The organism is Bradyrhizobium sp. STM 3557, from assembly GCF_045571465.1.
Lineage (GTDB): Bacteria > Pseudomonadota > Alphaproteobacteria > Rhizobiales > Xanthobacteraceae > Bradyrhizobium.
In genome coordinates this window covers 7,811,842-7,834,613 of the sequence record NZ_CP120697.1, presented here as the reverse complement: position 1 = coordinate 7,834,613, position 22,772 = coordinate 7,811,842, and the positions used below count along the sequence as shown (strand labels likewise).

The 22,772-nt window shown below is 63.6% G+C and carries 16 protein-coding genes, 1 tRNA gene and 1 pseudogene; 8 read left to right on the top strand and 10 right to left on the bottom strand.

All coding sequences use genetic code 11. From position 1 onward, the window contains the following. Positions 1-93: 93 nt before the first annotated feature. The 4 genes from P6U24_RS36110 to P6U24_RS36095 all read left to right on the top strand — a co-directional run bounded on the left by P6U24_RS36110 (position 94) and on the right by P6U24_RS36095 (position 5,398). Entirely contained in the window at positions 94-2,391 is a 2,298-nt protein-coding gene (locus P6U24_RS36110) for an MHYT domain-containing protein (protein ID WP_407157133.1), read from the top strand. Positions 2,392-2,819: 428 nt separating this feature from the next. After that, positions 2,820-3,053, top strand: coding sequence for a hypothetical protein (locus P6U24_RS36105; protein WP_407157132.1), 234 nt, complete (start codon positions 2,820-2,822; stop codon positions 3,051-3,053). 538 nt (positions 3,054-3,591) lie between these two features. Next, positions 3,592-4,575: a hypothetical protein gene (locus P6U24_RS36100; protein ID WP_407157131.1), complete on the top strand. Its 984-nt coding sequence runs from the start codon at positions 3,592-3,594 to the stop codon at positions 4,573-4,575. Between the two features lie 541 nt (positions 4,576-5,116). Next, complete coding sequence (locus P6U24_RS36095) at positions 5,117-5,398, top strand: GYD domain-containing protein (protein ID WP_407157130.1); 282 nt, start codon at positions 5,117-5,119, stop codon at positions 5,396-5,398. A gap of 73 nt (positions 5,399-5,471) precedes the next feature. Here P6U24_RS36095 and P6U24_RS36090 read toward each other — a convergent pair. The 5 genes from P6U24_RS36090 to P6U24_RS36070 form a co-directional block, all read right to left on the bottom strand. Beyond that, positions 5,472-5,548 (bottom strand) — tRNA-Arg (locus P6U24_RS36090). Between the two features lie 163 nt (positions 5,549-5,711). Continuing rightward, on the bottom strand, positions 5,712-6,116 hold the full coding sequence (locus P6U24_RS36085; RefSeq protein WP_407157129.1) for a YccF domain-containing protein: 405 nt from the start codon (positions 6,114-6,116) through the stop codon (positions 5,712-5,714). A 98-nt stretch (positions 6,117-6,214) separates the two neighbouring features. Further along, on the bottom strand, positions 6,215-9,334 hold the full coding sequence (locus tag P6U24_RS36080; RefSeq protein WP_407157128.1) for an EAL domain-containing protein: 3,120 nt from the start codon (positions 9,332-9,334) through the stop codon (positions 6,215-6,217). A 238-nt stretch (positions 9,335-9,572) separates the two neighbouring features. Continuing rightward, positions 9,573-11,339 carry a putative bifunctional diguanylate cyclase/phosphodiesterase gene (locus P6U24_RS36075; RefSeq protein WP_407157127.1) on the bottom strand — a complete coding sequence of 589 codons (1,767 nt, stop codon included), beginning with the start codon at positions 11,337-11,339 and terminating at the stop codon, positions 9,573-9,575. A 167-nt stretch (positions 11,340-11,506) separates the two neighbouring features. Then, positions 11,507-12,469 (bottom strand): sensor histidine kinase, encoded by a 963-nt coding sequence (locus P6U24_RS36070; RefSeq protein WP_407157126.1) that lies wholly within the window; start codon positions 12,467-12,469, stop codon positions 11,507-11,509. A 189-nt stretch (positions 12,470-12,658) separates the two neighbouring features. Here P6U24_RS36070 and P6U24_RS36065 point away from each other — a divergent pair, with 189 nt between their 5' ends. Further along, a complete protein-coding gene (locus tag P6U24_RS36065) occupies positions 12,659-13,501 on the top strand; it encodes an SDR family NAD(P)-dependent oxidoreductase (RefSeq protein ID WP_407157125.1) in 843 nt (280 codons plus the stop codon). A 211-nt stretch (positions 13,502-13,712) separates the two neighbouring features. Here P6U24_RS36065 and P6U24_RS36060 read toward each other — a convergent pair whose 3' ends face one another. Continuing rightward, positions 13,713-15,086, bottom strand: coding sequence for a cytochrome P450 (locus P6U24_RS36060; RefSeq protein ID WP_407157124.1), 1,374 nt, complete (start codon positions 15,084-15,086; stop codon positions 13,713-13,715). 760 nt (positions 15,087-15,846) lie between these two features. Next, positions 15,847-16,143 (bottom strand): hypothetical protein, encoded by a 297-nt coding sequence (locus P6U24_RS36055; protein WP_407157123.1) that lies wholly within the window; start codon positions 16,141-16,143, stop codon positions 15,847-15,849. 423 nt (positions 16,144-16,566) lie between these two features. Between P6U24_RS36055 and P6U24_RS36050 the strand changes: the two genes are divergently transcribed. Further along, the gene (locus tag P6U24_RS36050; protein ID WP_407157122.1) at positions 16,567-17,307 is read left to right on the top strand and encodes a hypothetical protein; all 741 of its coding nucleotides are present in this window, start codon (positions 16,567-16,569) and stop codon (positions 17,305-17,307) included. A 121-nt stretch (positions 17,308-17,428) separates the two neighbouring features. On the opposite strand, the pseudogene P6U24_RS36045 reads toward P6U24_RS36050, so the two are convergent. Then, positions 17,429-17,524, bottom strand: a pseudogene (locus tag P6U24_RS36045) (transposase); the annotation flags it as partial. A 31-nt stretch (positions 17,525-17,555) separates the two neighbouring features. Next, positions 17,556-18,821 (bottom strand): MCT family MFS transporter, encoded by a 1,266-nt coding sequence (locus P6U24_RS36040; protein WP_407157121.1) that lies wholly within the window; start codon positions 18,819-18,821, stop codon positions 17,556-17,558. 52 nt (positions 18,822-18,873) lie between these two features. On the opposite strand from P6U24_RS36040, the gene P6U24_RS36035 reads away from it, so the two are divergent. Beyond that, entirely contained in the window at positions 18,874-19,512 is a 639-nt protein-coding gene (locus P6U24_RS36035) for a CGNR zinc finger domain-containing protein (RefSeq protein WP_407157120.1), read from the top strand. Positions 19,513-19,632: 120 nt separating this feature from the next. Here the strand turns inward: P6U24_RS36035 and P6U24_RS36030 are convergent, their stop codons facing one another. Continuing rightward, positions 19,633-20,871, bottom strand: coding sequence for an LLM class flavin-dependent oxidoreductase (locus P6U24_RS36030; protein WP_407157119.1), 1,239 nt, complete (start codon positions 20,869-20,871; stop codon positions 19,633-19,635). 473 nt (positions 20,872-21,344) lie between these two features. On the opposite strand from P6U24_RS36030, the gene P6U24_RS36025 reads away from it, so the two are divergent. After that, positions 21,345-22,751, top strand: a complete 1,407-nt coding sequence (locus P6U24_RS36025) for an MFS transporter (RefSeq protein ID WP_407157118.1) — start codon at positions 21,345-21,347, stop codon at positions 22,749-22,751. Positions 22,752-22,772: the final 21 nt, after the last annotated feature.

Sequence of the window (22,772 nt, the reverse complement as noted above, 5' to 3'; positions counted from 1 at the left end):
GGGACCAATCCTGATGCCGAAGGTGATTTCGGCACCGTCGAGGGGGACAATTTGCGTAAACGCGAATCCGAATTCGACTAACGTGGTCCGAACATGCACCACCATACGGCTTTTCACGATCCCGTCCTGGTCGCCTTATCGATTCTGATCGCGGCGCTCGCTTCCTATACGGCCCTGGACCTGGCGACCCGGATGCGCGCCGCTTCGGGGAGGGCCCGCCGAGCCTGGCTTGTCGCCGCTGCGATTGCCATGGGCGGTGGCATCTGGTCGATGCATTTTGTCGGCATGCTGGCCTTCAGCCTGCCTGGAACCGAGATCGCGTACGATCCGTTCCTGACGTTTCTTTCCCTTATCATTCCCATTATCGTCGCTGCTGCCGCATTTGCCGTCGTCGGACGGCGTCCGCAGGCGCTCCTCGCATCGGGCTTTGCGATGGGATTTGGCATCTCCGGCATGCACTATACCGGCATGGCCGCGATGCGAATGGCGGCTCTCACCGAGTACGATCCAGGATGGGTTGTGTTCTCGATCGTGATCGCGATCAGCGCCTCGGTCGTGGCGCTCTGGCTCGCCTTTCGCCGCACTAACGCGCTGCAGCGGCTGTTCGCGGGATTCGTGATGGGCGTCGCGATTTCTGGCATGCATTACGCGGCGATGAAAGGCGCAATGTTCCTGCCGACGATCCCCGTGGCAGGGGATGCCGGATATATCGGCGTCGGTCAGGCGCCGCTTGCGTTCCTGCTCGCCGGCACCACCATCATGATCCTGAGCATCGGGATCGCCGCCGCCGTCTATGACAGGGCATCCGCGGAACGCGCCCAGCGCGAGGCTGCCGCATTGAGACGCAGTGAAGAACGCTTTCGGCTCCTGGTCGAGGGCATCGCCGACCACGCGATCTTCATGCTCGATCCGGATGGACGCGTGGGCAACTGGAACCTCGGCGCGCGCCGGCTCATGGGCTATGGCGACGACATCGTCGGGACGAGCTACACGGTCTTTCACACCGAGGAGGATTGCGCGGCCGGGACGCCGGCCCGCGCGCTCCTTGAAGCCGAGCGGCATGGGAAATCCGCCATCGAAGGCTGGCGTGTGCGCAAGGACGGCACCCAGTTCTGGGCGGAGGCGACGATCGTCGCGGTTCGCAACGAAAGCGGCGCAATTGCCGGCTTTGCAAACATCGTGCGCGATGTCAGCGAAAGGAAACGGGCGCAGGAAGCACTGGATCGGGCGCGCGAAGCACTGATGATGTCGCAGAAAATGGAGACCATTGGTCAGCTCACCGGTGGCGTGGCCCATGATTTCAACAATCTGCTCTCCGCCGTTCTGGGCAGTCTCGAGCTTCTGAAGAAGCGCCTGCCGCCGGACGATCCGAAGAACGAGCGCCTGGTGAACAACGCGATGCAAGGCGCGCTGCGGGGCGCCTCCTTGACCCAGCGCATGCTCGCTTTCGCGCGCAAGCAGGATCTCAGGCCGGCGGTCGTCGATGTCCGCGAGTTGGTCCACGGCATGGCGTCGCTGTTGAAATTTGAGCCCGGCATTCGTGTCGAGACGCTGTTTCCGATGGATCTGCCGAAGGTGAAGGTTGACGCGAACCAGCTTGAGCTCGCGATCCTCAATCTCGCGGTCAACGCGCGCGATGCGATGCCGGATGGTGGCCTGATTACCATCGCCGCCCGCGCGGAATTGAACAGTGGTGCCCTTCCGACCAGCGGCTATGTTGCGCTTTCGGTGAGTGACACCGGCTGCGGCATGGACGATGAGACCCTTAGGCACGCCCAGGAGCCGTTCTTCACAACCAAGGGCGTCGGCAAAGGCACCGGGCTCGGCCTGTCCATGGTCCATGGACTTGCGGAGCAGTCCGGCGGCAGGCTCGTTTTGAAAAGCCGTCCGGGGGAGGGCACGACAGCCGACATCTGGCTGCCGATCGCCGTGGAGACTGCGGAGCCACAATTGCGCGCAGAGGAGGCCCCCGCAGTGGTACCTCGGGCCGGCCGGCGGCTTTCCGTACTTGTCGTCGACGACGATCTGCTGGTGCTTGAGAACACGGCAGCGATGCTGGAGGATCTTGGGCACACAGTGGTCGAGGCTCGCTCGGGCGAGGAGGCGTTGGCTCTGTTTCGCCGCACGCGCACCGTCGACCTGGTCGTGACCGATTATGCCATGCCTGGCATGACCGGGCTGCAACTTGCCAGCGCCATCACGGCGGAGCGCCCTGGGACGGTCATCCTCCTGAGCACGGGATATGCGGAGCTTCCCAGTGATGCGCGATCCGACCTGCGGCGTCTATCGAAGCCGTTCGATCAGGTCGCGCTCGCGAAGGCCATCGAGGCAGCGATGCGCGAGCAAGAACCGGCCGGGTCTGTCGTTGCGTTTCGGCCGAGAAGCGCGTGACTGCCTGAACGGACCGACTACGATCGACGCGTCGCGGCCGATGCAGATGGGCCTGTTGTCGCCATGCCTTGCTCGGCGAGCGCGCAATTTGCCCTGAGGGAGCGAGCCGTGGCGGGCGTGTACAATGAGTAGCGCCATGTTTCCGAGCCCGGAAGGCTGCCGAGCATGCCTTCAATCGACCTCATGTCACGCGCTCAGCGGGCCCTTGGTCTGCGACATTTCGCAGTGGTTGTAGTTCGGCGCCTGCTGGCATCAAAAAATCGCAATCCAGTTCGCGGCCTGGGCGGCTTATGCTCATTCCGGTGCAGACGCCCTTGATGAGTTCGGGCATTCTTTGGTCCGGCAATGATGGCCGGCTTTGTCATCTCCCGTCCTTCACTGCTCTTTGCCGACAAACATAAAAAATATTGACGAACAGGGGGATCGACATGGCCATCCTCGAGAGCGCGCTTTGCAAGGCTCACCAAAATAATATCAATCGATATAAGCGACTGCTGGACACCTATCTCACTGACATCGAACGAAATTTCGTTGAAGGGCGTCTTTCGGAAGAGCAAGCTGCCTTGCGTCTTCTGGATCAAGAACAGCCGTCCTCCCGGCTCACGCATTCTTATCAGCCTGCCGCGAGCCCGTTTGCGACTATGAGAGCCGAAAGACATTAGGTACCGATTCTTCGAAGTGCGTCGTTGCCGTGACATCTTTCACGGACTTGGGAAGATCATGGGCACCGGCAAATGCTATAGTCCTGGTGCTGGTTTCGATCTGAGCTCCCCATGACGGGGGCTTCTGTTTGCCGAAAAGCTAGGCGCGAATGCCCTGTGCTGAGTACTACGGCGATGCTAGATCGGTGCAAGCATTGTCGGCTTTTGTAGTCGGATCGTTTGTTATTACGCGTACCTGAATAGTTGCGGGGGAGTACAATGATTAATCCCAAACCGTTATTCCATTTCAGCTTGATTACGCTTGGTGTTCTCGATCTCGTGCTGGCGACTCTCCTGATCTCGGCTTTCCTGGAGGGCTAACAGCCGATCGCCGGCGTCCTAAGTCGCAATCTGGACCGGATCGCTTGCGCGTTTCATCGCCGGCGATGGCACGGCCGTTGGCCGTGCCCGATGCGAGAGCAATCACGATTGATGGCAGGCAAGTCTATTAGCATTTGATATTGCTCGAGAGGTTAATCCACCGGGTCGGAGTTGCGTCATGTCGCAGGTGGTGCAAGATGATCGATCAAGCGTTCTCGTACTGACCGAGCTCGCACCCGACGGTGCACCTTGGAAGGCCATTGGGCGAAGTCCGTTTGCGTTCAAGCATCAACTCGCCCACCATCCGCTCTTTGATATCTCCCAGCTTGCGTATCTTGCGGGGTGCGTTGTGAGACGTGGCGATCCGAATAAATACGGCGTGCGGTTTGAAAGCTCCGGCAGGTCGGATCAGCGTGATATTGAACGATTGGCTCGGCAAGGACAACTCGCCGAGATCGTCGGATGCATCGAGCAAGGCGGCGTTTGGCTCAAAATGTCGAGCTTGCACGAACTGGATCCGGGCTATGAGCAACTGCGCGCCGATTTCATTGCTGAGCTGGAAGAGCTGACGAAGTCGCGGTTGAGGGACGAGATCAGTTGGTCGGGTCTATCGGTGTTCGTTGCGTCTCCGGACATGGTGACACCGTATCATTTTGACCACGATGTGAATTTCCTGTTCCAGATCCAGGGCGAGAAAGATGTCTATCTCTTCGATCAGGAGGATCGTTTCGTTCTCACGGAACAAGAGATCGAGCAGTTTTACCGGGGGCGGGCTTTTGCGGGTCGGCTGCGCGAGGAGACGCGCCATCTTGGAAAGAAGTATCGGCTGGTCCCCGGCGTTGCGGTCCACCAGCCGCCGCTCGCGCCTCACCTGATTTGCAATGCGAATAACGTGTCGGTCAGCGTGAGCATCTGGTTCGCGCTCCGCTCCTTGGATCGGCGCGCCAAGATCTACCAAGCCAACGCATGCCTGCGACAATTGGGGTGGCGGCCGGCTCCGCCCGGCGTGTCGAACCTGTCCGATCGCTTGAAAGTCGCAGCTCTGTCCGCTGTATCCAAATCCAATCCCACGACGCAACGAGAGCTGCTCTATTCCGGCATCGACAGGATTTCGGCTCCGGCCAGATTGGCTAAGCGTATGCTTGGTGCAGCACGCGCCTGAAACGCCGTTGTCGAGATGAGCCGTGGGCCGGGGTCGGTCGAAGAAGGCCGATGCGCGGGTCTGCGTCGTTCGACAGTCGGTGATCAGGAACGTATTCCTCGTTTGCCCATGAGCCGGAAAGTCTGGCACGAACCGTCCAGCCGAGAAGTGATACGGCCTGAAATCAAGCGTCGAGACGAGCTCCAGCAACTGCGGCTTGTCGTGCTGGCTCTCGACCAGCCCACGGCCGCAAGCGCCTGGCCGATCAAATCTCTCATCTCCGGGGACGCTCCCAGTCCGGAAGGTCGATTTCCGATGGATCTGGCCAAGCCCGATGAAGATGGACACCATTGCTTCGCCCTGGCGCATGATGCGACGGCCGGCTCCCGTCCTGCCACGAGGGCACGGCAAGCCTGCGACTTTGAACGATGGGGCATCGTCCTGCCGGGCCCGGCTCCCGTCAGCGTCTCCGCGGAGCGAAGGGGCATGTACGCGGACCACGGGAAGGCGTAGAGTTGCCGGGTCCCTCGCGCAAATGATCCACATGACGTGGGAGGTGGCCATGAAATATGTGCTGCTTGGTAATTTGGGCCCGGAGTGGGCGAGCAAGCAATCGGAGCGGATCGGCAAGGCCAAGGCAAAGCTCGACAACCTGGGTATCAAGATCGAGTCGATCCACTACACGCAGGGCTACTACGATTTTGTGGACATCGTCGATGCCCCGAATCCGGAAGCGATGCTCGCGTTCTCCGTCTGGTACGCCACTCAGGGTCTCGGGCGGATCCAAAGCATGCCGGCCTTCGATGCAAAGAGTTTCGAGGCCGCGATCAAGAACGCAGGCTGAGCGCCGCGTACTGGCGAGCGAAGTGCCGGAGGAGGTGGTGGGGCCTTTGATAGGGGCACCCCATCGCGCAGAGTGGCGCGCCCGACACGATTCGAACGTGTGACCTTTGCCTTCGGAGGGCAACGCTCTATCCAGCTGAGCTACGGGCGCGTGCGACCGACCATTTAGCCGATTGGCGGCAGGTCGGCAACGGGCTTGGCGGCGGTCTGGACGCTTTCGGCGGGCGGGGCGACCGGGCGTGAGCCCACGGCCGATGTCCCGGATGTTCCGTTCGCGCTGATCGACCCTCATTCCGAGCGGGTAAGGCCGATCATCACGCCGGAACGATGGCCTTGCCGATCGGCCATAATGCGATGCCTGCGAGCTTCAGGTGGGCCCAGGCGAAGGGAATGCCGACGATGGTGACGGCGAGTGCAATCGCCGTGACGAGGTGGCCGAGTGCCAGCCACCAGCCGGCCAGCACGAACCATATGATGTTGCCGATGAGCCCGAGCGGGCCCGTGCCGATATCGCTTTCGCCGGTCACCATGTCGCGGCGGACGGCGCGCGAGCCGAACGGCAGCAGCGTGTAGACCGCGATGTTGAAGGCCGACCGCGCCCAGGGCAGGCCGATGATGGTGATCGCCATCACCACCGCGGCGACCAGCCAGCCGAACGCCATCCAGGCGCCGCCGAACAGGATCCAGAGCAGGTTCAGGAGGATGGAGACGGGCTGCATGGGAAAGACCTCCTGGCAGGACGCGGCCCCCGCTTATAGCGGGTCGCGGCGCGACGGCATAGCCGGACGCCTATGGCACGTCCCGGGCCGGTCTGCGGTCAGCCTGCAGCCTGGATCGGGGAGCTCTCTTCCGTCGCCGCAACCATGGCGTTCGCCGCAAACAGCTTGCGCACTTCGGAGGGCGGCTTCGGCGCGCTGAACAGGTAGCCCTGCATCTCGGTGCAGCCGAGCTGGCGCAGCATCCTCTGCTGCTGTCCGGTCTCGACGCCCTCCGCCGTCGTCGTCATGTTGCTGGCCGTGGCGATGTTGACGACGGCCTGCACGATCGCCGACGAGCCGCCGATCTCGATATCGCTGACGAAGCAGCGGTCGATCTTGATTTTGTCGAAGGGGAAGCGTTTCAGGTAGCTCAGCGATGAATAACCGGTGCCGAAATCGTCGAGCGCAATGCGCACGCCGATGTGGTGCAACTCGTGCAGGATCTTCAGTGCGCTGTCGTCGTCGTGGATCAGCACTGCCTCGGTGATCTCGATCTCCAGCCGTCCCGGCGCGAGGCCAGACGCGGCGAGGGCGCTTGCCACGCGCAGCGCCAGCGTCGGCGATTTCAGCTGCACCGGCGAGACGTTGACAGCCAGGCGGATGTGTGGGGGCCAGGCGGCCGCCTCCGCGCAGGCGGTTCGCAGCACCCAGTCGCCGATCTCGTTGATGAAGCCGGTGTCTTCGGCCAGCGGAATGAAATCGAGCGGCGGAATCATGCCGAGCTCCGGATGGCGCCAGCGCAGCAGCGCCTCGCAACCGGTCATGCTGTTGTCGGTGAGGTCGACCAGCGGCTGATAGTGGATCTCGAATTGGCCGTCGGCGAGCGCGCGGCGCATGTCCTGCTCCATCTGCAGGCGGAAGCGGGCGCTTTCGTCCATTGCCGGCTCGAAGAAGCGGAAGGTGCGGCGGCCGCCGGCTTTCGCGGCATACATCGCAAGGTCGGCGTTCTTGGTGAGCTCGTCGGGCTCGGTGCCGTCGAGCGGCGCCATCGCGACGCCGATGCTGGCGTCGCTGGTAAGCTGGTGGCCCAGGCAATGATAGGGAGTGCGGATGGACTCGAAGATCCGCTGCACGGCCGCCACGACGTCGTCCCGGGCATCGATCGAGGTCAGGAGCACCGCGAATTCGTCGCCGCCGAGCCGGGCCACCATGTCGGCCGCCTTGATGCAGCTCTTGATCCGCTCTGCGACCGTCTTCAGAAGCTCGTCGCCGACATGATGGCCGAGCGAGTCGTTGATGCCCTTGAACTCGTCGATGTCGATGTAAAGCAGGGCAAAGATCTTGCCGTGCCGGGCTCGTTCGAGCTCGCGATCGAGTTGCTCGCGGAACAGCACCCGGTTCGGCAGCTCCGTCAGCGCGTCGAAATGCGCGAGCCGCGTGATCTTCTCGGCCGCCTCGCGCCGTTCGGTGACGTCCTCCACCACGTTGATCAGATAGCGCGGTGTGGCGGTGTCGTCATGGATCGCGATCCGGTGCGAGGTGACGTAGCGCGGGCCGAGCGCCAGGCTTTGGGTGGGGTACTCATCCATGAACAAGCCATCGGGGCGCGTGATGGCGCGATCGTCATCGGCCGTGATCTGCTCGGCCGCGGTCTGCGGGAACAGGTCAAAAACCGTCTTGCCGATGAGGTTGTCGCGGCTGCGCAGGAAGTGCTGTTCCGCGACTCGGTTGACGAGCACGTAGCGCCGATCGCGAATGTCCTTGACCGTGATCTGGGACGGGATGTGGTCGATGATCTCGCGCAGAAAAGCGTGATTGCGGTCGCGCTCTCGCTCCAGGGCGCGGCGGTGGCTGATATCCTCGATGGTGGTGACCCAGCCGCCCTGCGGCAATGGCTTGTCGATGACGTTGAAGGAGCGGCCGCTCTTGATTTCATACGTCGCCTGTCGAGTCCGGCCGGTGGCGACATTCGCGCTGACTGTCGCACAGAACTGGTCGACGTCGCCGTCGAACGCGCCGCGCTGCCGGCAATGCTCCATCAGGTCGCGGAGATGACAGCCGGGCTTGATCACTTCGCCCGACAGGCCGAGCAGATCGATGAAGCGCTGATTGAACATCACGATGCGCGCGTCGGCATCATACAGCACGAGGCCCTGGGTCATGTTGTCCAGCGCGGTGTCGACGCGCTGCTTCTCGGCCTCGAGCCGCAGTGTGGCATCGCGATTCTGCCGGACGATCTGTCGGACGACCAAAGCGATCATCGCGACGACCACGATGACCACCAGCGTGGCCGTGACGCTGAGCAGCCAGGTCTGGGAATACCAGTCCGCCAAGGCGGCCGCCTCTGTCTTCGTCGCGATGGCGAGAATCGGGAAGCGGCTGACCGGCGCGGTAGAGGACAGACGGACGATGTTGTCGATCGGGCTGGTGAAGAAGCCGGTCTGCCGGGCCCCGCTCCGCATCGCGGCGGTTCGCAGATCGCCGTTCGGATACTTCTTGCCGATCAGACCTTCCACCCGTGGATAGCGTCCGAGCAGAGTTCCGTCATAATGGAATATCGTGATCGATGAATCGGGGCTGAGCGTCATGGATTCGAGAAAACGCTCGTAGCTTTCAGCATCGATCCGCCGGGTCAGCAGGCCGAGAAAGATTCCATCAGCGCCCGTGAGCCGGTGAGCCACGATCATGGTCCATTTGCCGGTGACCCGGCTTTCGACCGGCTGCATCACGAAGTTCTCGGGCGGCGGATTCGATTTCAAAGTCTGGAAGTAGGCGCGGTCGCTCACCACGATCGGCGGCAGCGGTCCATCTCCCGACGAATTGATGATATGGCCGTCGCTATCGATGATGTTGAGATCGCCGATATAGGACAACCCGGTGACCACCCCGTGCAGCAGGTCGTGCACGGATTGCTCCGTCATCCGCTGCCGGAAGCTCTCCTGCGAGGCGATCGACGACAGTTGCAGTCGCTCGATCGCATCCTTGGCGACGATCTCCGCGTCCTCGAATTTCTGCTGGAAATGGCGTGCCAGCAGCAGCACGGTGTTGTCGAGCTCTCGCCGGGCATTCTCCAGTGCGCGCTCGCGAAATCCGCTCGCTATCACGACGGTGCCCATGACGATGGCCGTGATCAAGAGGCTGCCGCAGATGACAAGCCAGGTCACCGGGTCGCGCCGGCGAGGTGAGGTGCGCTGCGCCTCCGCCGCGTCGGTTCGGGACGTTTCTGGTCCGCGAGGCATGCTGGATCGTTCCCGCAATTTCGTCGTTCTGCTCACCCGCATCGTTACGGATCACTGGTGGCGCAGCCGTTAGGAAAGGCGGTTACCTGTGTCTTAAGGAGCCGCGGGCTGCGGCGGGGGAGGGGCGGAATCGCGGTTTTTCACCAGCCCGATACCGGGCGGCATCCGAGAGCAGGTGGTGATGCGACGTCGGTAGAATCCCGGATGGCTCGCGACGCGCGCGACGAGTGCAACGGTATCAGCGGCGATAGCTGGTGCCGCGGGCGAGAGACGGCCGGCTTTCCGGCATCGCGCGGCTTGCCAGGCTCTTGCGCGCATCGCTGGCGAGCGGGATCGCGGGCTTCAGCTCCTCCAGAAAGATCGGACGCGAGAAGTAATAGCCCTGCGCGTGGCGGATCCTGGTTGCGCCTTGCAGATAGGCCAGCTCCTCGAAACATTCGATCCCTTCGGCGATCACGGTCATGCCGAGCGCCTCGCTCAAGGATTCGATCGCGCGCAGGATGCCCTGGCTGCGCGGCCGTTTATGGATGTCGGTAATGAAGGAGCGGTCGATCTTGATCTCGTCTGCGGTGATGTCGGCGAGCGCCGAGAGCGACGAATAGCCGACGCCGAAATCGTCGATCGAGATGCCGACCCCGATCTCGCGCAGCAGCGGCAGAATCTCGTCCTGGAAATGGCTCTTGGTGACAAAGGCGTCCTCCGTCACCTCGACCATGAAGCGACGCGGGAAGCCGGTGGCGGCGAGCGCCTCGGCAAAGGGGCGCATGAAATCCGGATTGGCGGCCTGCTTGGCTGCGACGTTGATGCTGATCGTCGCCTCATGCCCGAAGGTCTCGTTAATGAGGTCGATCGACTTGACGATCTCGGCGAGCACGAGATGGGTGAGCTCGTCGATGAGCCCGAGCTCGACGGCGAGATTGACGAAGGCGCCCGGCGCCTGGATCACGCCCTCATTGTCGCGCAGCCGCACCAGCGCCTCGATGCCTGTGATCTCCTCGGTGCGGATGTCGACCTTGGGCTGGAACGCACAGCAGAAGCGCTTTTCCAGGATCGCGAGCCGCAGCGACTGCTCGACCTTCATGCGGGCGAGCGCCTCCTGCTCCATGGCGCTGTCGAAGAACGCCACCGCGCCCTTGCCGCGGTTCTTGACCAGGTACATCGCCAGATCGGCATTCTGGCGCAGCGCGTCGTAGTCGTCGCCATGCTCGGGAAACAGGCTGACGCCGATCGAGGCGGAAGCGAACACCTCGGCGCCGTCGATGAAAAAAGGCGCGCTCAGCCGATGCAGCATGGACCGGGTGAATTCGGCGACCTCTTCGAGCCGCTCGACCGGATGCAGCAGCAGCAGGAATTCGTCGCCGCTGATGCGCGACAGCAGGTCGGTGCCGCGCAGGTCGCGCCCGATCCGCCGGGCGAGCTCGACCAGCAGCGCATCGCCGGTGGCGTGGCCGTAATAGTCGTTGATGTACTTGAAATTGTCGAGGTCGATGAAGGCCAGCGCGAAGCGTTCGCCGCCGCGCCGCACCAGCTCGCTGGCGCGGCGCTCGATCACGCGGCGCATCGGCAGGCCCGTCAGCTCGTCGAAATTGGCGGAGCGGATCAGCAGCTCCTCGAACGCCTTGTGCCCGCTGATATCTGCCGAGCTCGACAGCAGCAGGTTGCGAGCGGCGATCCGCACCGGCTTGTGCGCCGTAAGCAAGGTCTGCGCGCCGTTGGCGCGCTCGATATGCTCTTCGATGACGACAGGCCGCCCGTCACGGAGCAGTGCGCGGCCCGCCTCCTGCCGCCGCTCCAGAGGCGAGGGCGCCGTGCCATCCTGCTCATCCGCCTCTGTGAGCTGCGAAGCGGCAGCGTCATTCATCAGCAGGATATGGCCGTGCTCATCCTGCACCGTGACGCCTGTGGGCAGCATCTTGAGCACGCCGCGCAATAGGTCGAGCTCGGCGTTCGCGCCGCCGGGCTCGCTCAGCCAGGAGGAAAAGTTGTACCGATCGAAATTCTGCATGCGCCGATTGTGCGCAGCGCCGGCTTCGTTTTGGTTAAGCGTCACGTAGAAACACGGGGTCAATGAATTGTTCAGGGATTGGTGCGCGGCGTCTGCGCATCGCCGGTTAACTGATTATCAACGTTATCGTCGGCGCTCCGTGGTCTCCGAAGTTCGCAGCGCTGCGCTCAGCTCGGCGGGATCCGGCACTGCATGGTGCAATGGATGCCGGTCCTGAGGAATGAGGTCTCGGTCTTGCCGTCGAACGCGATGAGCGCAGCACCGAGCAGCTTGGTGCCGAAGCCCGGCTTGCCGACCTGTTCGATCACGGGTCCTTCGGTCTCATCCCACGTCAATTTGAGCCGGTCGTCGAGCCGCGTCCAGGACACCTGCAGGAAGCCGCGCGGCGAGGAGAAGGCGCCGTACTTGCCGGCGTTGGTGGCCAGCTCGTGGAAGACCAGCGACAGGCTGACGGCGAGCTTTGCGGGCAGGAACAGCGGCTCGCCGTTGAGGTCGAAGCGAACATGGCCGTAAGGGCCGAGCTCCGCCAGCAGCAGGTCCTTCAAATCGCAGCCGCGGCCGTCGACCTTGCTAATGAGATCGTCGGCGGTTGCCAGCGCGCGGATGCGGCGGTCGATGCTCGCCCATACCTGCGGCTGATCATGCAGCACCTGGTGCAGCACCGCGTGGATCGTGGAGGTCTTGTTCTTCAGCCGGTGCTGCAGCTCATCCACCAGGAGCTTTCGGTAGGTCTCCTCCTCGGTCAGGCGCTTCGAGATCTCGCGCTGCTGTGCGGCGATCGTTCGGTAATGGCTGAGACCCCAGATCATCAGCGCGCAGGCCAGAAGATAGATCCCGAGCAGTGCGATCCGGGACGCGTCCACCGTTTCACTGCCGAAATTGAGCGTCAGGCCGAAAACGCCGCCGGCCAGCGCGGTCACGATGGCGACCTGCCGGCCGCCGAGCGCGCAGGCGACGAACACGGCCGGGATATAGGGCGAGAAGAACACGTCGGGCCGGATGTGGGCGAGGCCCCAGCGGAACAGCGTCGCCAGCAGCAGACACACGGCCGCCAGGACCGTGCCCAGCAGCGGGGACGGCTGCGTCACTCCGTGCCAGGAGCGCCTGAACTCCTCGATGAGTCGTCTCATGATGCCCATCAGCCCGAGCCGCGCATCTAAAATAAGGCCGCGTAGTCCAAATTTAAGGTCGCCGTCCCCGGTCCCACTTGTCTTGTCATGCCGCACGCCGGATGATGGTTCCAGTGCCCGGTGATGATCCCCGCCTGGCGCGGACTGGCCGCATGGGATCGTTCGATTGGATGAGAAAAGGCGAAGGCTATGGGACGGCTCAATGGCAAGGTTGCAGTGATCACCGGAGCGACCAGCGGCATCGGCCTGCGTACGGCCGAGATCTTCGTGGCCGAGGGCGCAAAGGTCGTGATCGCCGGCCGCCGCGCCGCCGAGGGCGAAGCGCTGGCCGCGAAGCTTGGTCCGGACTGCATTTTCCGACGGACCGATGTGACCGTCGACGCCGAGGTGCGCGAGCTGATCGAGCTCGCGGCCAGCAAGTTCGGCCGGCTGGACTGCCTGTTCAACAATGCCGGCGGCCCGGCGCAAGTCGGCGGCATCGAGGGGCTCGAGGCCGATCGCTTCGATGCCGCGATGGCGGTGCTTCTGCGCAGCGTGATGCTCGGCATGAAATATGCCGCACCTCACATGAAGAAGCAGGGCAGCGGCAGCATCATCAACAATGGCAGCATCGCCGGCCGGCTCGCCGGCTACTCCACCTCGTTGGTCTACAGCACCGCCAAGGCGGCGGTGATTCATCTCACCAAATGCGTGGCGATGGAGCTCGGCGAATCCGGCGTGCGCGTCAATTCGATCTCGCCCGGCCTGATCGCGACCGGCATCTTCGGCAAGGCGCTGGGGCTGTCGACCGACGACGCCGAGAAGACGCCGGAGACGATCCGCAGCGCCTACGCGACCGCGCAGCCGATCCCGCGCGCCGGCCTGCCGGACGATATCGCCTATGCCGCGGTGTTCCTCGCGAGCGACGAATCGGGCTTCGTCAATGGGCACGATCTCGTGGTCGACGGCGCCATCACCGGCGGCCGCAACTGGAGCCAGCAGCAGCAGGGCTATGCGGCGATGCGCAAGCTGCTCGGAGATGCGGTGGAGTAGCAAGCTACTCATAAGCAATGAACCGGGGGCGACACCGGCAGTGCGCTCCCTCTCCCCGTTCTTCACGGGGAGAGGGTTGGGGGTGAGGGGCAGACGCACGAGCGGTGTACGTTGCAAGACCTGTACCCCCTCACCCGGATTGCTTCGCAATCCGACCTCTCCCCGCAAGCGGGGAGAGGTTTCCAACTCACACCGCCTTCGACCGGCCAAATCACATCGCCCTCAGCTTCACCTGCAGGCCGTCGCGCGGCTTCGGGATCGGCCACACCTGCCAGCTCGGCCGGTAGCCAGGGGCGAACGAGACCTCGATATTCCCAAGAAAGTGCCGCGCAAAGCACTTCGCCTGCATGTAGGCGAAGTGCAGGCCGAGGCACATATGCGCGCCGCCACCGAACGGAATCCAGGCGAAGCGGTGGCGAGCGCGCTGCGCCTCGTCGGTGAAGCGCAGCGGATCGAACCGCGCGGGCTCGGGCCAGACCTCCGGCATGTGATGCGTGAACATCGGATTGACGCCGATGCCGGTGCCGGCGGGGATCGTGTAGCCCTTGAAGGTGAAATCGCGCACCGCACGGCGCGGCAGCGATGGCACCGGCGGCATCAGCCGCAGGGTTTCCTGGAACGCCATTTCGGTCAGCTTCATCTTCTCCAGGTGGCCGGCGTCGATCGGCTCGCCATCGGCGAGATCGAGGCTTGCGATCTCCGCGCGCAGCTTCTTCTGCCAGTCTTGATTGGCGGCAAGCTGCGCGACGAAGGACGTCAGCGAGGAGGTCAGCGTGTCGTGCGCCGCCATCATCAAAAAGCTCATGTGATCGGCGATAGCCTGCACCGAGAGCGGCTCGCCGAGATCATCCTTTGCGGCGCAGAGCTGCGAGAACAGATCGTCGCCGCCGCGGGCGCGGCGGAGCGGCACCTGCTGCGAGAAATAGGCGATGACGCGCCTGCGTCCCTTGACGCCGCGCGCCATCTGCGTGCCCGGCAGCGGCTTGCGGATCGGAGCCACCGCGGCCGCCACCATGTCGATGAAGGCGCGGTTGATCGCATCGACCTCGGGGCCGATGTCCTCGCCGAGGAAGGCGGTCGCGGCGAGGTCGAGGGTGAGCTGCTTGATCGCGGGATAGAACAGCATGTCACCGGGCCGCGCCTTCCACTGCGCAATGCGCGCGGCAATGCCGCGGTCGAGGCCGGCGAGATAGGACTTCATTGGCCCGGCCTTGAAGGCGACCGACAGCGCGCGCCGGTGCAGCCGGTGCTCGTCGAAGTCCATCAGCATCAGGCCGCGCGGAAAGAGCAGCTCGAGCACCGGGGCCCAGCCATGCGTCGAGGAGAACAACCGGGTCTGGTCGAACAGCACGAGCTCATTGGCCTCGGGGCCGAGCAGCACGACGTTGGGCTCGCCGAACACATGGGTGCGGTAGACCAGGCCATATCTGGCCGCGTTGGCTTCGACATGGCCTTTGGGATCGGCCAGCACCTGCAGCGTCTTGCCGATAATCGGCCAGCCTTCGTCGCCGGGAATATGCCGGAGCGAATTGCGCCGCGGTGGCTTCAAGTGAAGCGCAGGTGAGGCCACGCTCTGCATCGACATCGCGGAAGCTCCATTTTCGCTGCGGCGGCGGAGCCAGCGTGGCTCACGCGGTGGCGGCCTTATTGATAGGCGGTTGCATCTGTGATGCAATACTCTTTCAAGGTTATCGTAGTCAGAAGCTTGTTGCACCGCGAGCATTTGCGATCTCGCGGCGCGATTTGCGTCCGAGTTCTGTTGCGAGACCTGCCCTCTCATGGAGAGGGCACGGGGAATGCCGGGCGCTGGCCGCACCCATGGCCCGCCTGCAGAAAAGAATGCAGGCGGCAGGTACCACGGGTTCAGCCGGGACACCCGGCACTCCCCGCGCGATGGTTTGAACGGCTGCTTCGCGTTCTCCCCGGTGCTCCGGGCTTGTTGGCCACCGTTGCCTGCGCGACGCGTTAGCGTCGTCGCAAGCGTGATATCAGCGTCGGGATATCAGGACCACGCGACTTGACCGTGCGCATCGCTGCCGTTCGTCGGCGCGGATCAACCACGCTGCAACATCGACACGCCCACCGCATCCCGCCTCAACGTTCGTGACGATCGCGAAGCGCCCCTCAAGCGAGGCGGGATGGCGACAGACAATCATATTTTCTGATAAAGCGAAAGCATAATATTTTTGCAGGAAGGACTGGACAGGGGTGATATGGTTGGACCGGCTCATGAATGAGCTTTTTGGCGCGCGGGTTTTCAAGCCGAGGACCGTCCTTCCGAAATGCCTTTCGACCCACAGCGGCCCTCGCGCGGCTCGGCATATACGTGGCGTCTGGGGGAGTGCTTATTGTCCAATTTCCTCGCCGAGCCAGCTTAGAATCGGAGCGACATGAATCAGCATGAGAGCGACGGCCTGATCCTTGTCCTTCAGAAGCGGCTGAAGGAACTCCCAGTCATCACACAACTTACCTACCCCATTCACGTCTGGAATCCTCGTTAGATCGAAGCGCTCATTACCGCTTATTGTCCAGTATTCATCTTGGGTGAGGGTTACGTTAGTTACGCCAAGATCGTGCTCGACGTGGTCGAGAATCCTGTTCACGATAATGCGCAACTCAGAAACGTTCACTTCAACGGCCACGACGCGCTCCCATCTTGCCGGGCCATTCCGGCAACTTGTCCCAGGTTAACCCAACGGCCTAGCAATTTCTGCTCTCGATCCGTCCCAAGAGGAAAAGCGACATTGATGGCGGAAAGCCATGTGCCGCAACTCGTCGGCCGACGATATCAATAGAGCTCAATCTGCTGATGGGTTCGAACAACGTCAGGCGCGCTAGTTCGTCGTACGCAACCGCAGCCACAATCGGCCGATTGCTCGGTTGAATTCGTCAAGTTGCCCGATTGAGCGCATTGTTACCGCAATAGCTCCTCACAGGCATAACTTCCGGCGGCCGCTACGGACCCCGGGTAATCGAACGTCATTGTCGTGTCTCATTCGTGGAAGATAGCCTCGCGGCATGAAAGCGTTGCCCGTGTGCTGCAACTTTTATCGAGGAGTCACGTCGTGCGCCTGATCGCAGCCGCGGCCGGCATCGCCGCGGCCGTTTGGTGTTTCTCCGCTCTCGCCGACGACAAGCCGTGCTACGGCATGCCAGCGCTCAGCGTTGATGCCGGCGTCGCGCCCACGCTCGCGATCGTCAAGCCAGGCGATCGCGTGTGCTTCGTCAAGGGCGGCGAACAGGCTGGCTGCCCCGGTCCGAGCGCCGCCTGCGCGACTCGGGCCTTCGTCGTTGGCGGCGACGCAGTCGTTGTTTCGGCAACGGCCGGCGAATATGCGTGCGCCACCTTCACCGCTCCCGGGCGGAAGGCGGTTTCGACCTCCGGCTTCCTGCCGCGCGCCCAGCTCAGTGCGCCCTCGACGGAGGCGCCGGTCAATGCATCGACGACGTGGGCTGGCACCTGGTGGTCCGGCGACGAGCAGACCATCACCATCCGGCCGAAGCCGGACGGCCGCATTGTGATCAAGGGAGTCGCCACCTGGGGCGGACACGACCCTGAGCGGGTCAAGCGTGGCGCCGTCAACGCCGGTAACCTCAGCGCCGAGGTGTCAATCGCCGACGGCATCGCGGCATTCACCGACGACGGCGAAGGTGCGACAAAGCCGTTCGACCTCAAACTACCCGACGACGGCGGCGTCTGCCGAGTCAAGCTGTGGCGCCTCGGGCCCTATCTCGTTGTTGCCGACAATCTGGGCTGCGGTGGCATGAACGTCACCTTCACCGGCGTGTACCGCAAGACCGAGTAAGGCTGGTCGAGGATCAATTAGCGGGGCGATTTTCGTGAAGCGCGTAGGGCGGATTAGCGCAGCGTAATCCGCCATCTCTCCGCAGCGACGGTCTTCACCGCCGTTCTCCAAATCCGCCCGAAATGTGCTCCACGAGCAGACTTTGCCGTCGATCCAGCAGGTTCACGAAGAACCTGGACCCGCCGGGGATGAAGGCGCGACGATAGTCATGGGCCACGATCCGCCAGCGCTCGTGAAGCGGTGGCGGATTACGCTCCGCTAATCCGCCCTACGGCCTGGTCAGACCTGCACGCCCGCGATGCTGCACGTGGCGTCAAGGCCACGATGAGGGCGGCCAGAATATTGGTTGCGGCGCTGGCAATGATCGGGAGTTCGTAGCTGTGGCTGAGATCAAAGGCGAATCCGGCGGCGCTCGGGCCGATCAGCGTGCCGAACGCAACGCTGGTGTAGAGCACGCCGATGATGCCGGAGACATTGCGGCCGCCGAAATAATCCATCACGACCGCGGGCAGCACCGCCACCCAACCGCCGTAGAATACGCCGAAGACGAACGCGAAAACGGCCAAGGACCAGACGTCGGCCGAAAGCGCCCAGATCGAAAGCGATATGCCCATGCCGATGAACATCATCAGCAGCGAACGCTCGCGGCCCATGCGATCGGCGATTGCTCCGAGGAAAAAGCGGCCAGCGGTGCTGCCGATTCCGATCACGCTGAGCAATAGGGCGGCCATGGAGGCGGCGATATCGTGATCCCGCGCAAAAGGCACCAGGTGCACGAAAGGCACGAAGACGCCGAATGAGCAGATCAGACAGGCCGCATAAAGCCCGATGAAACGCCGCGACCGGATCGCATCGCGAACCGAAGTGCCGCTCGCCTGCACGGTTTGCGCCTGCTCATCGCCATCAGGATTGAAGCCGCGGCCCTGCGGATCATTCTCGATCAGCAATGCCATCCCGCCGCCGGCCACGAGTGCGAGCACGGCGAGCACGAGATAGGCGCCGCGCCAGCCGAGAGCGGCAATCAGGAATGAGGCCAGCGGCGGCATCACCAGCGTGCCCACCCCGATGCCGGCAACGGCCAGCCCGGAGGCAAAGCCGCGGCGGCGCACGAACCAGCGCTGCACGGCCCCGATCGCGGGCACATAGGCGCAGCCGCAGCCAAGTCCGACACCGAGGCTGTAGGCCGCATAGACCTCGACCAGATTCTGCGCCGCGCTGGCAAGCGCCAGCCCAACGCCAAGCAGGACCATGCCAATCACGGCGAGCAGACGCGAGCCGAAGCGATCGGCCAACGGGCCGCTGATGATCCCCAGCCCGAAATACAGAAAGCCGGCCAACGAGAACACCAGCGAGACCGAGCCGCGCGAGGCGCCGAAATCGCGCTGAAGCTGCTCGAGGAACGCACTGAACGTGTAGGCGCTGCCAAAGCCCAGGAATGTGATGGCGAAAGCGGCCGCAACCACCCACCAGCCATAGAAGATGCGCGGTTCCGCGCGGGGCGTTCGGGGGTTCATGATGGTCTCCTGCGTGGTGTGCACACCGGTAAACTAGATATACAGGTGTCTGTTGCAAGAAACCGGTAAAAATGATTTAATAGTGTTCGATGTCGAGGCAGTCGCGAAAGTTCCAGGTCCGGATGCGCTGGCCAATCTCTATGATTTCGCCAACACGCTCGACGTACGGCATTTCACGCATCACGGCGTGCCTCACCGGCAGGACGATGAGCTGACGAGCGCGCAGGCTCTCGCCGTCTGGATGGTGCAGCGCAAGCTCGCGCGGCCGGACGCGAAAATCACGCCGGCGATGTTCGAGGCGGCGCTCGCCTTGCGCGCGAGCCTGCGCGACTACTTGCAGCACGATCCGGCGAAACGGCGGAGCAAGAGCGCGACCGGCGCGCTCAACGCGGCGATCGCCTCTTTCCTGCTTCGTGCCGAGCTCGGCAACGAGGCAGCGGCTGCGCTGCGGCCTGTTCGCGACGATGCGCTTTCAGGATTGTCCGTCGTCGCCGCCGAGCTTTATGACGGCGCGCGCGATGGATCATTGGATCGGCTGAAGATGTGCGCTGCGGACGAGTGCCGGCGGGTGTTCTTCGATCGCTCCAAGCCGGCAACCCGGCGCTGGTGCATGTCAAACCTGTGCGGCAATCGCGTCAAAACCAGAGCCTATCGCGAACGTCAGCGCGTAGTGCGGATTTGCGAAGCGTAATCCGCCGCGGTTCATCGACGGCACGCTTTGTCTAGTTCGGCATGGCCACGATCTTACGAACCCGCGAGCGCTTCGCCGAAGCAATGGCGGATTACGCTCCGCTAATCCGCCCTGCGATCTCTACCCCTTGCGCTTCGCCGCTTCCTGCAGATCCGGCGCGTTCACGGCCGGAATCGCCACGCGGCCCGGGCCGGTCTGCGCGAGCGCAGCGGCGGCCTTGTCGTTGGCCATGATCTTGGCCATCACGGCCTGGCCTGCGCGCTCGAAGATGGCGCGGTTTTCGATGACGAATTTCTGCGAGCGGCGCAGGCCGTCGATATAGCCGTTGATCTCCGGCACCACGTAGCGCGCCACCATGTCCCAGCTCCGGCGCGAAGCTTCCGGGTTGGCCCAATCATGCACGAAGCCGATGATGGCGCCGACGCCGCCCGAGACTTCCATCAGGTCCTTGATGGTCTTCACGAGGTCATCGGGGGTGCCGATCGTGGAGGCTGCGCCTTCGACGAAAGCGGTCTTGTCGACCGCCTCGTCAGGCGAAGAGAACGGCTGCAGGCCGGGTCGCATCAAGGTGCCGACGTTATATTCGTTGTGCCAGCGCATCAGGCCGGGACCGGCTTCGCGCCGCGCCTGCTCGCGGCTCTCGGCGATGTGCCAGGACAAGAGCACACGCCAATCGGCGCGGCTGACAGTGGTGCCGTGCTGCTTGGCCGCATCCTCGGCGAACTGCCATTGCTGCGGCAGCGCCATCAGGCCCTGGGTCGACATCGAGCCCAGCGAGATGATGCCGATGCCGTATTTGCCGGCGAGCGTCATGCCCGAGGGCGAGATCTGCGAGGCCACCACGAACGGCATCTCCTCCTGCAAGGGGAGGATCTGCAGCGCCGCGTCATTCATCGTGAACCAGTCGCTCTTCGCCGTGACGCGCTCGCCGTTGAACAGCCGGCGGATGATGGCGATCGCCTCGTCCTGGCGGTCGCGCTGCATCATCGGATCGATGCCGAGCGTGTGCGCATCCGAGGCCAGCGCGCCCGGACCCGAGCCGAAGATGGCGCGGCCGCCGGTCATGTGGTCGAGCTGCACCATGCGCTGCGCGACATTGAAGGGATGATGATAGGGCAGGGAGATCACGCCGGTGCCGAGCTTGATGCGCTTGGTGCGCTCGCCGGCGGCGGCGAGGAACATCTCCGGCGAGGCGATCATCTCCCAGCCGCTCGAATGGTGCTCGCCGCACCAGAACTCGTCATAGCCGAGATCGTCGAGCTGCTCCACCAGATCGAGGTCGCGGCGGAACTGCAGCATCGGGTGCTCGCCGATCGGATGGTGCGGAGCAAGGAAGGCTCCGAACTTCAGGCGCGCCATGGCGTTCTCCCGGATGGAACTTCGCTGTTAGGTATTGTTTGCCCGGAAGGCTACGTGCCGACCGCGCGTTAGGCAATCATCATTAGATCACGACCGCACAAGGCAAATTGCATGTAAGTCGGTAGCGTCTGGCTGCGGCCGGACCAGCTACAGAGACGCCGTGCAGTGCATTGCTGTCTCAACACAACCAGTCGTCCCGGCCTTGAGCCGGGATCCATAACCATCGGCCGTCGTGTTGCGAAGGCTGATCATGGAAATCTCGCCTCAAACGTCGGCCGGAGTATGGGTCCGGGGTCGGCGCGCTGCGCGCTTGCCCGGGACGACATCGGATATGATCTCGGGCAGCTACCCTCACCGAAGCCATGAAATCTATGAACGCGCCGGCGGCACGACTTGTTTACCTCTCAGGTAATCGCCGGCACGACCGACGCCCGCTACGTCTAGGTCTGCACAGTTTGGCAGGTGTTCATTCCATGCATCAGATGGTCTCAAGCGGCGTGGAGTCGTCGCGGCGCTGGTGGGTGCTGGCGACCGTGGTTGCGGCCCAGTTCATGTTCGGTGTCGATGCCTTTGTGGTCAATGTCGCGCTGCCGACGATCGCGGCCGAGCTGCACGCGACCCCGGCGCAGATCGAATCGGTGGTCGCGATCTATCTGATCGCCTATGCGACGCTGGTCGTGACCGGCGGCCGGCTCGGCGACATCTTCGGTATCAAGCCGGTTTTCATCACGGGGGTTGCCGGCTTCACGCTGACGTCGCTGTGGTGTGGCCTTGCGCAATCCGGACCGGAGCTGATCCTGGCGCGTCTGGCGCAGGGCGCGACCGCGGCGCTGATGGTGCCGCAGGTGCTGGCGACCTTGCATCTCTTGTTCCCCGATGACGCGCGCAGCCGCGCCTTCGGCATCTACGGCATCGTGCTCGGGCTTGCGGGCGCTGCCGGCTTCCTGCTCGGCGGCGTGCTGGTGACGCTCGATCTCGCCAGTCTCGGCTGGCGCGCGGTGTTCTTCGTCAACGTGCCCTGCGGCGCGCTGATCATCGCGGCCGCGCTGCGTATCGTGCCGCAGGTGCCGCGCCGGGCCGGCGTGCGGCTCGATATTCTCGGCGCGTGCGTGCTGTTCATCGGCCTGCTCTGCCTGATGGGGCCGCTGCTGTTCGGCCATGACCTGCACTGGGCGCCCTGGCTATGGCCGGTGATGGCCTCTGGCGGCGGCATCATCGCGGGCTTCATTCGCCTGGAGCATGCGGTCGCGCGGCGCGGCGGCATGCCGCTGATCGATCTTGCGCTGCTCGAAGATCGCGCCTTCATGCGCGGCCTTGGCGCCGCGTTCTGGTTCTTCTTCGCCAATCTCTCGTTCTACCTGGTGATGACGATATACATGCAGATGATACTGCAGGTCCCGCCGCTGCAGGCGGGCATGGTGTTCCTGCCGCTGGCGCTCACCTTCGTCGTCGCCTCGCGGCATGCGGCTTCGCGCGCCAGGCATCGCGGCATGATGGTGCTGATCGAAGGCTGCGCGCTGCAGATCGTGGGCCTCGCCGCGCTTGCGCTCACTGCAACGATCGTCCCGGTGCCAGGTGCGAGCGCGTTCGCGGCGCTGCTGATGATCTTCGGCTACGGCCAGGGCATGGTGATGGCGCCGCTCTCCAGCATCGTGCTCGCGACAGTCAAGCCGGCCAGCGCGGGCGCGGGCTCGGGAATCTATGGGACCGTGGCGCAGGTCGCCAATGCCGCCGGCGTCGCCGCAATTGGCGCGGCCTATTTCGCGGCCGAATCAGTTTGGCATGCGAGAGTTGCGTTCAATGTGTCGCTCTCGCTGTTCGCGATGTCGATCGTCACAAGTGCCGTATTTCTGTCATTGCTGCGCCGCGTCACAAATTGATCGTGACATTTTGAGCGCAGC

Excerpts from the sequence above, each read along its gene's own strand:
- P6U24_RS36110 (WP_407157133.1), top strand. The coding sequence starts at position 94 with ATGCACCACCATACGGCTTTTCACGATCCCGTCCTGGTCGCCTTATCG.
- P6U24_RS36105 (WP_407157132.1), top strand. The coding sequence starts at position 2,820 with ATGGCCATCCTCGAGAGCGCGCTTTGCAAGGCTCACCAAAATAATATC.
- P6U24_RS36100 (WP_407157131.1), top strand. The coding sequence starts at position 3,592 with ATGTCGCAGGTGGTGCAAGATGATCGATCAAGCGTTCTCGTACTGACC.
- P6U24_RS36095 (WP_407157130.1), top strand. The coding sequence starts at position 5,117 with ATGAAATATGTGCTGCTTGGTAATTTGGGCCCGGAGTGGGCGAGCAAG.
- P6U24_RS36085 (WP_407157129.1), bottom strand. The coding sequence starts at position 6,116 with ATGCAGCCCGTCTCCATCCTCCTGAACCTGCTCTGGATCCTGTTCGGC.
- P6U24_RS36080 (WP_407157128.1), bottom strand. The coding sequence starts at position 9,334 with ATGCCTCGCGGACCAGAAACGTCCCGAACCGACGCGGCGGAGGCGCAG.
- P6U24_RS36075 (WP_407157127.1), bottom strand. The coding sequence starts at position 11,339 with ATGCAGAATTTCGATCGGTACAACTTTTCCTCCTGGCTGAGCGAGCCC.
- P6U24_RS36070 (WP_407157126.1), bottom strand. The coding sequence starts at position 12,469 with ATGAGACGACTCATCGAGGAGTTCAGGCGCTCCTGGCACGGAGTGACG.
- P6U24_RS36065 (WP_407157125.1), top strand. The coding sequence starts at position 12,659 with ATGGGACGGCTCAATGGCAAGGTTGCAGTGATCACCGGAGCGACCAGC.
- P6U24_RS36060 (WP_407157124.1), bottom strand. The coding sequence starts at position 15,086 with ATGTCGATGCAGAGCGTGGCCTCACCTGCGCTTCACTTGAAGCCACCG.
- P6U24_RS36040 (WP_407157121.1), bottom strand. The coding sequence starts at position 18,821 with ATGAACCCCCGAACGCCCCGCGCGGAACCGCGCATCTTCTATGGCTGG.
- P6U24_RS36030 (WP_407157119.1), bottom strand. The coding sequence starts at position 20,871 with ATGGCGCGCCTGAAGTTCGGAGCCTTCCTTGCTCCGCACCATCCGATC.
- P6U24_RS36025 (WP_407157118.1), top strand. The coding sequence starts at position 21,345 with ATGCATCAGATGGTCTCAAGCGGCGTGGAGTCGTCGCGGCGCTGGTGG.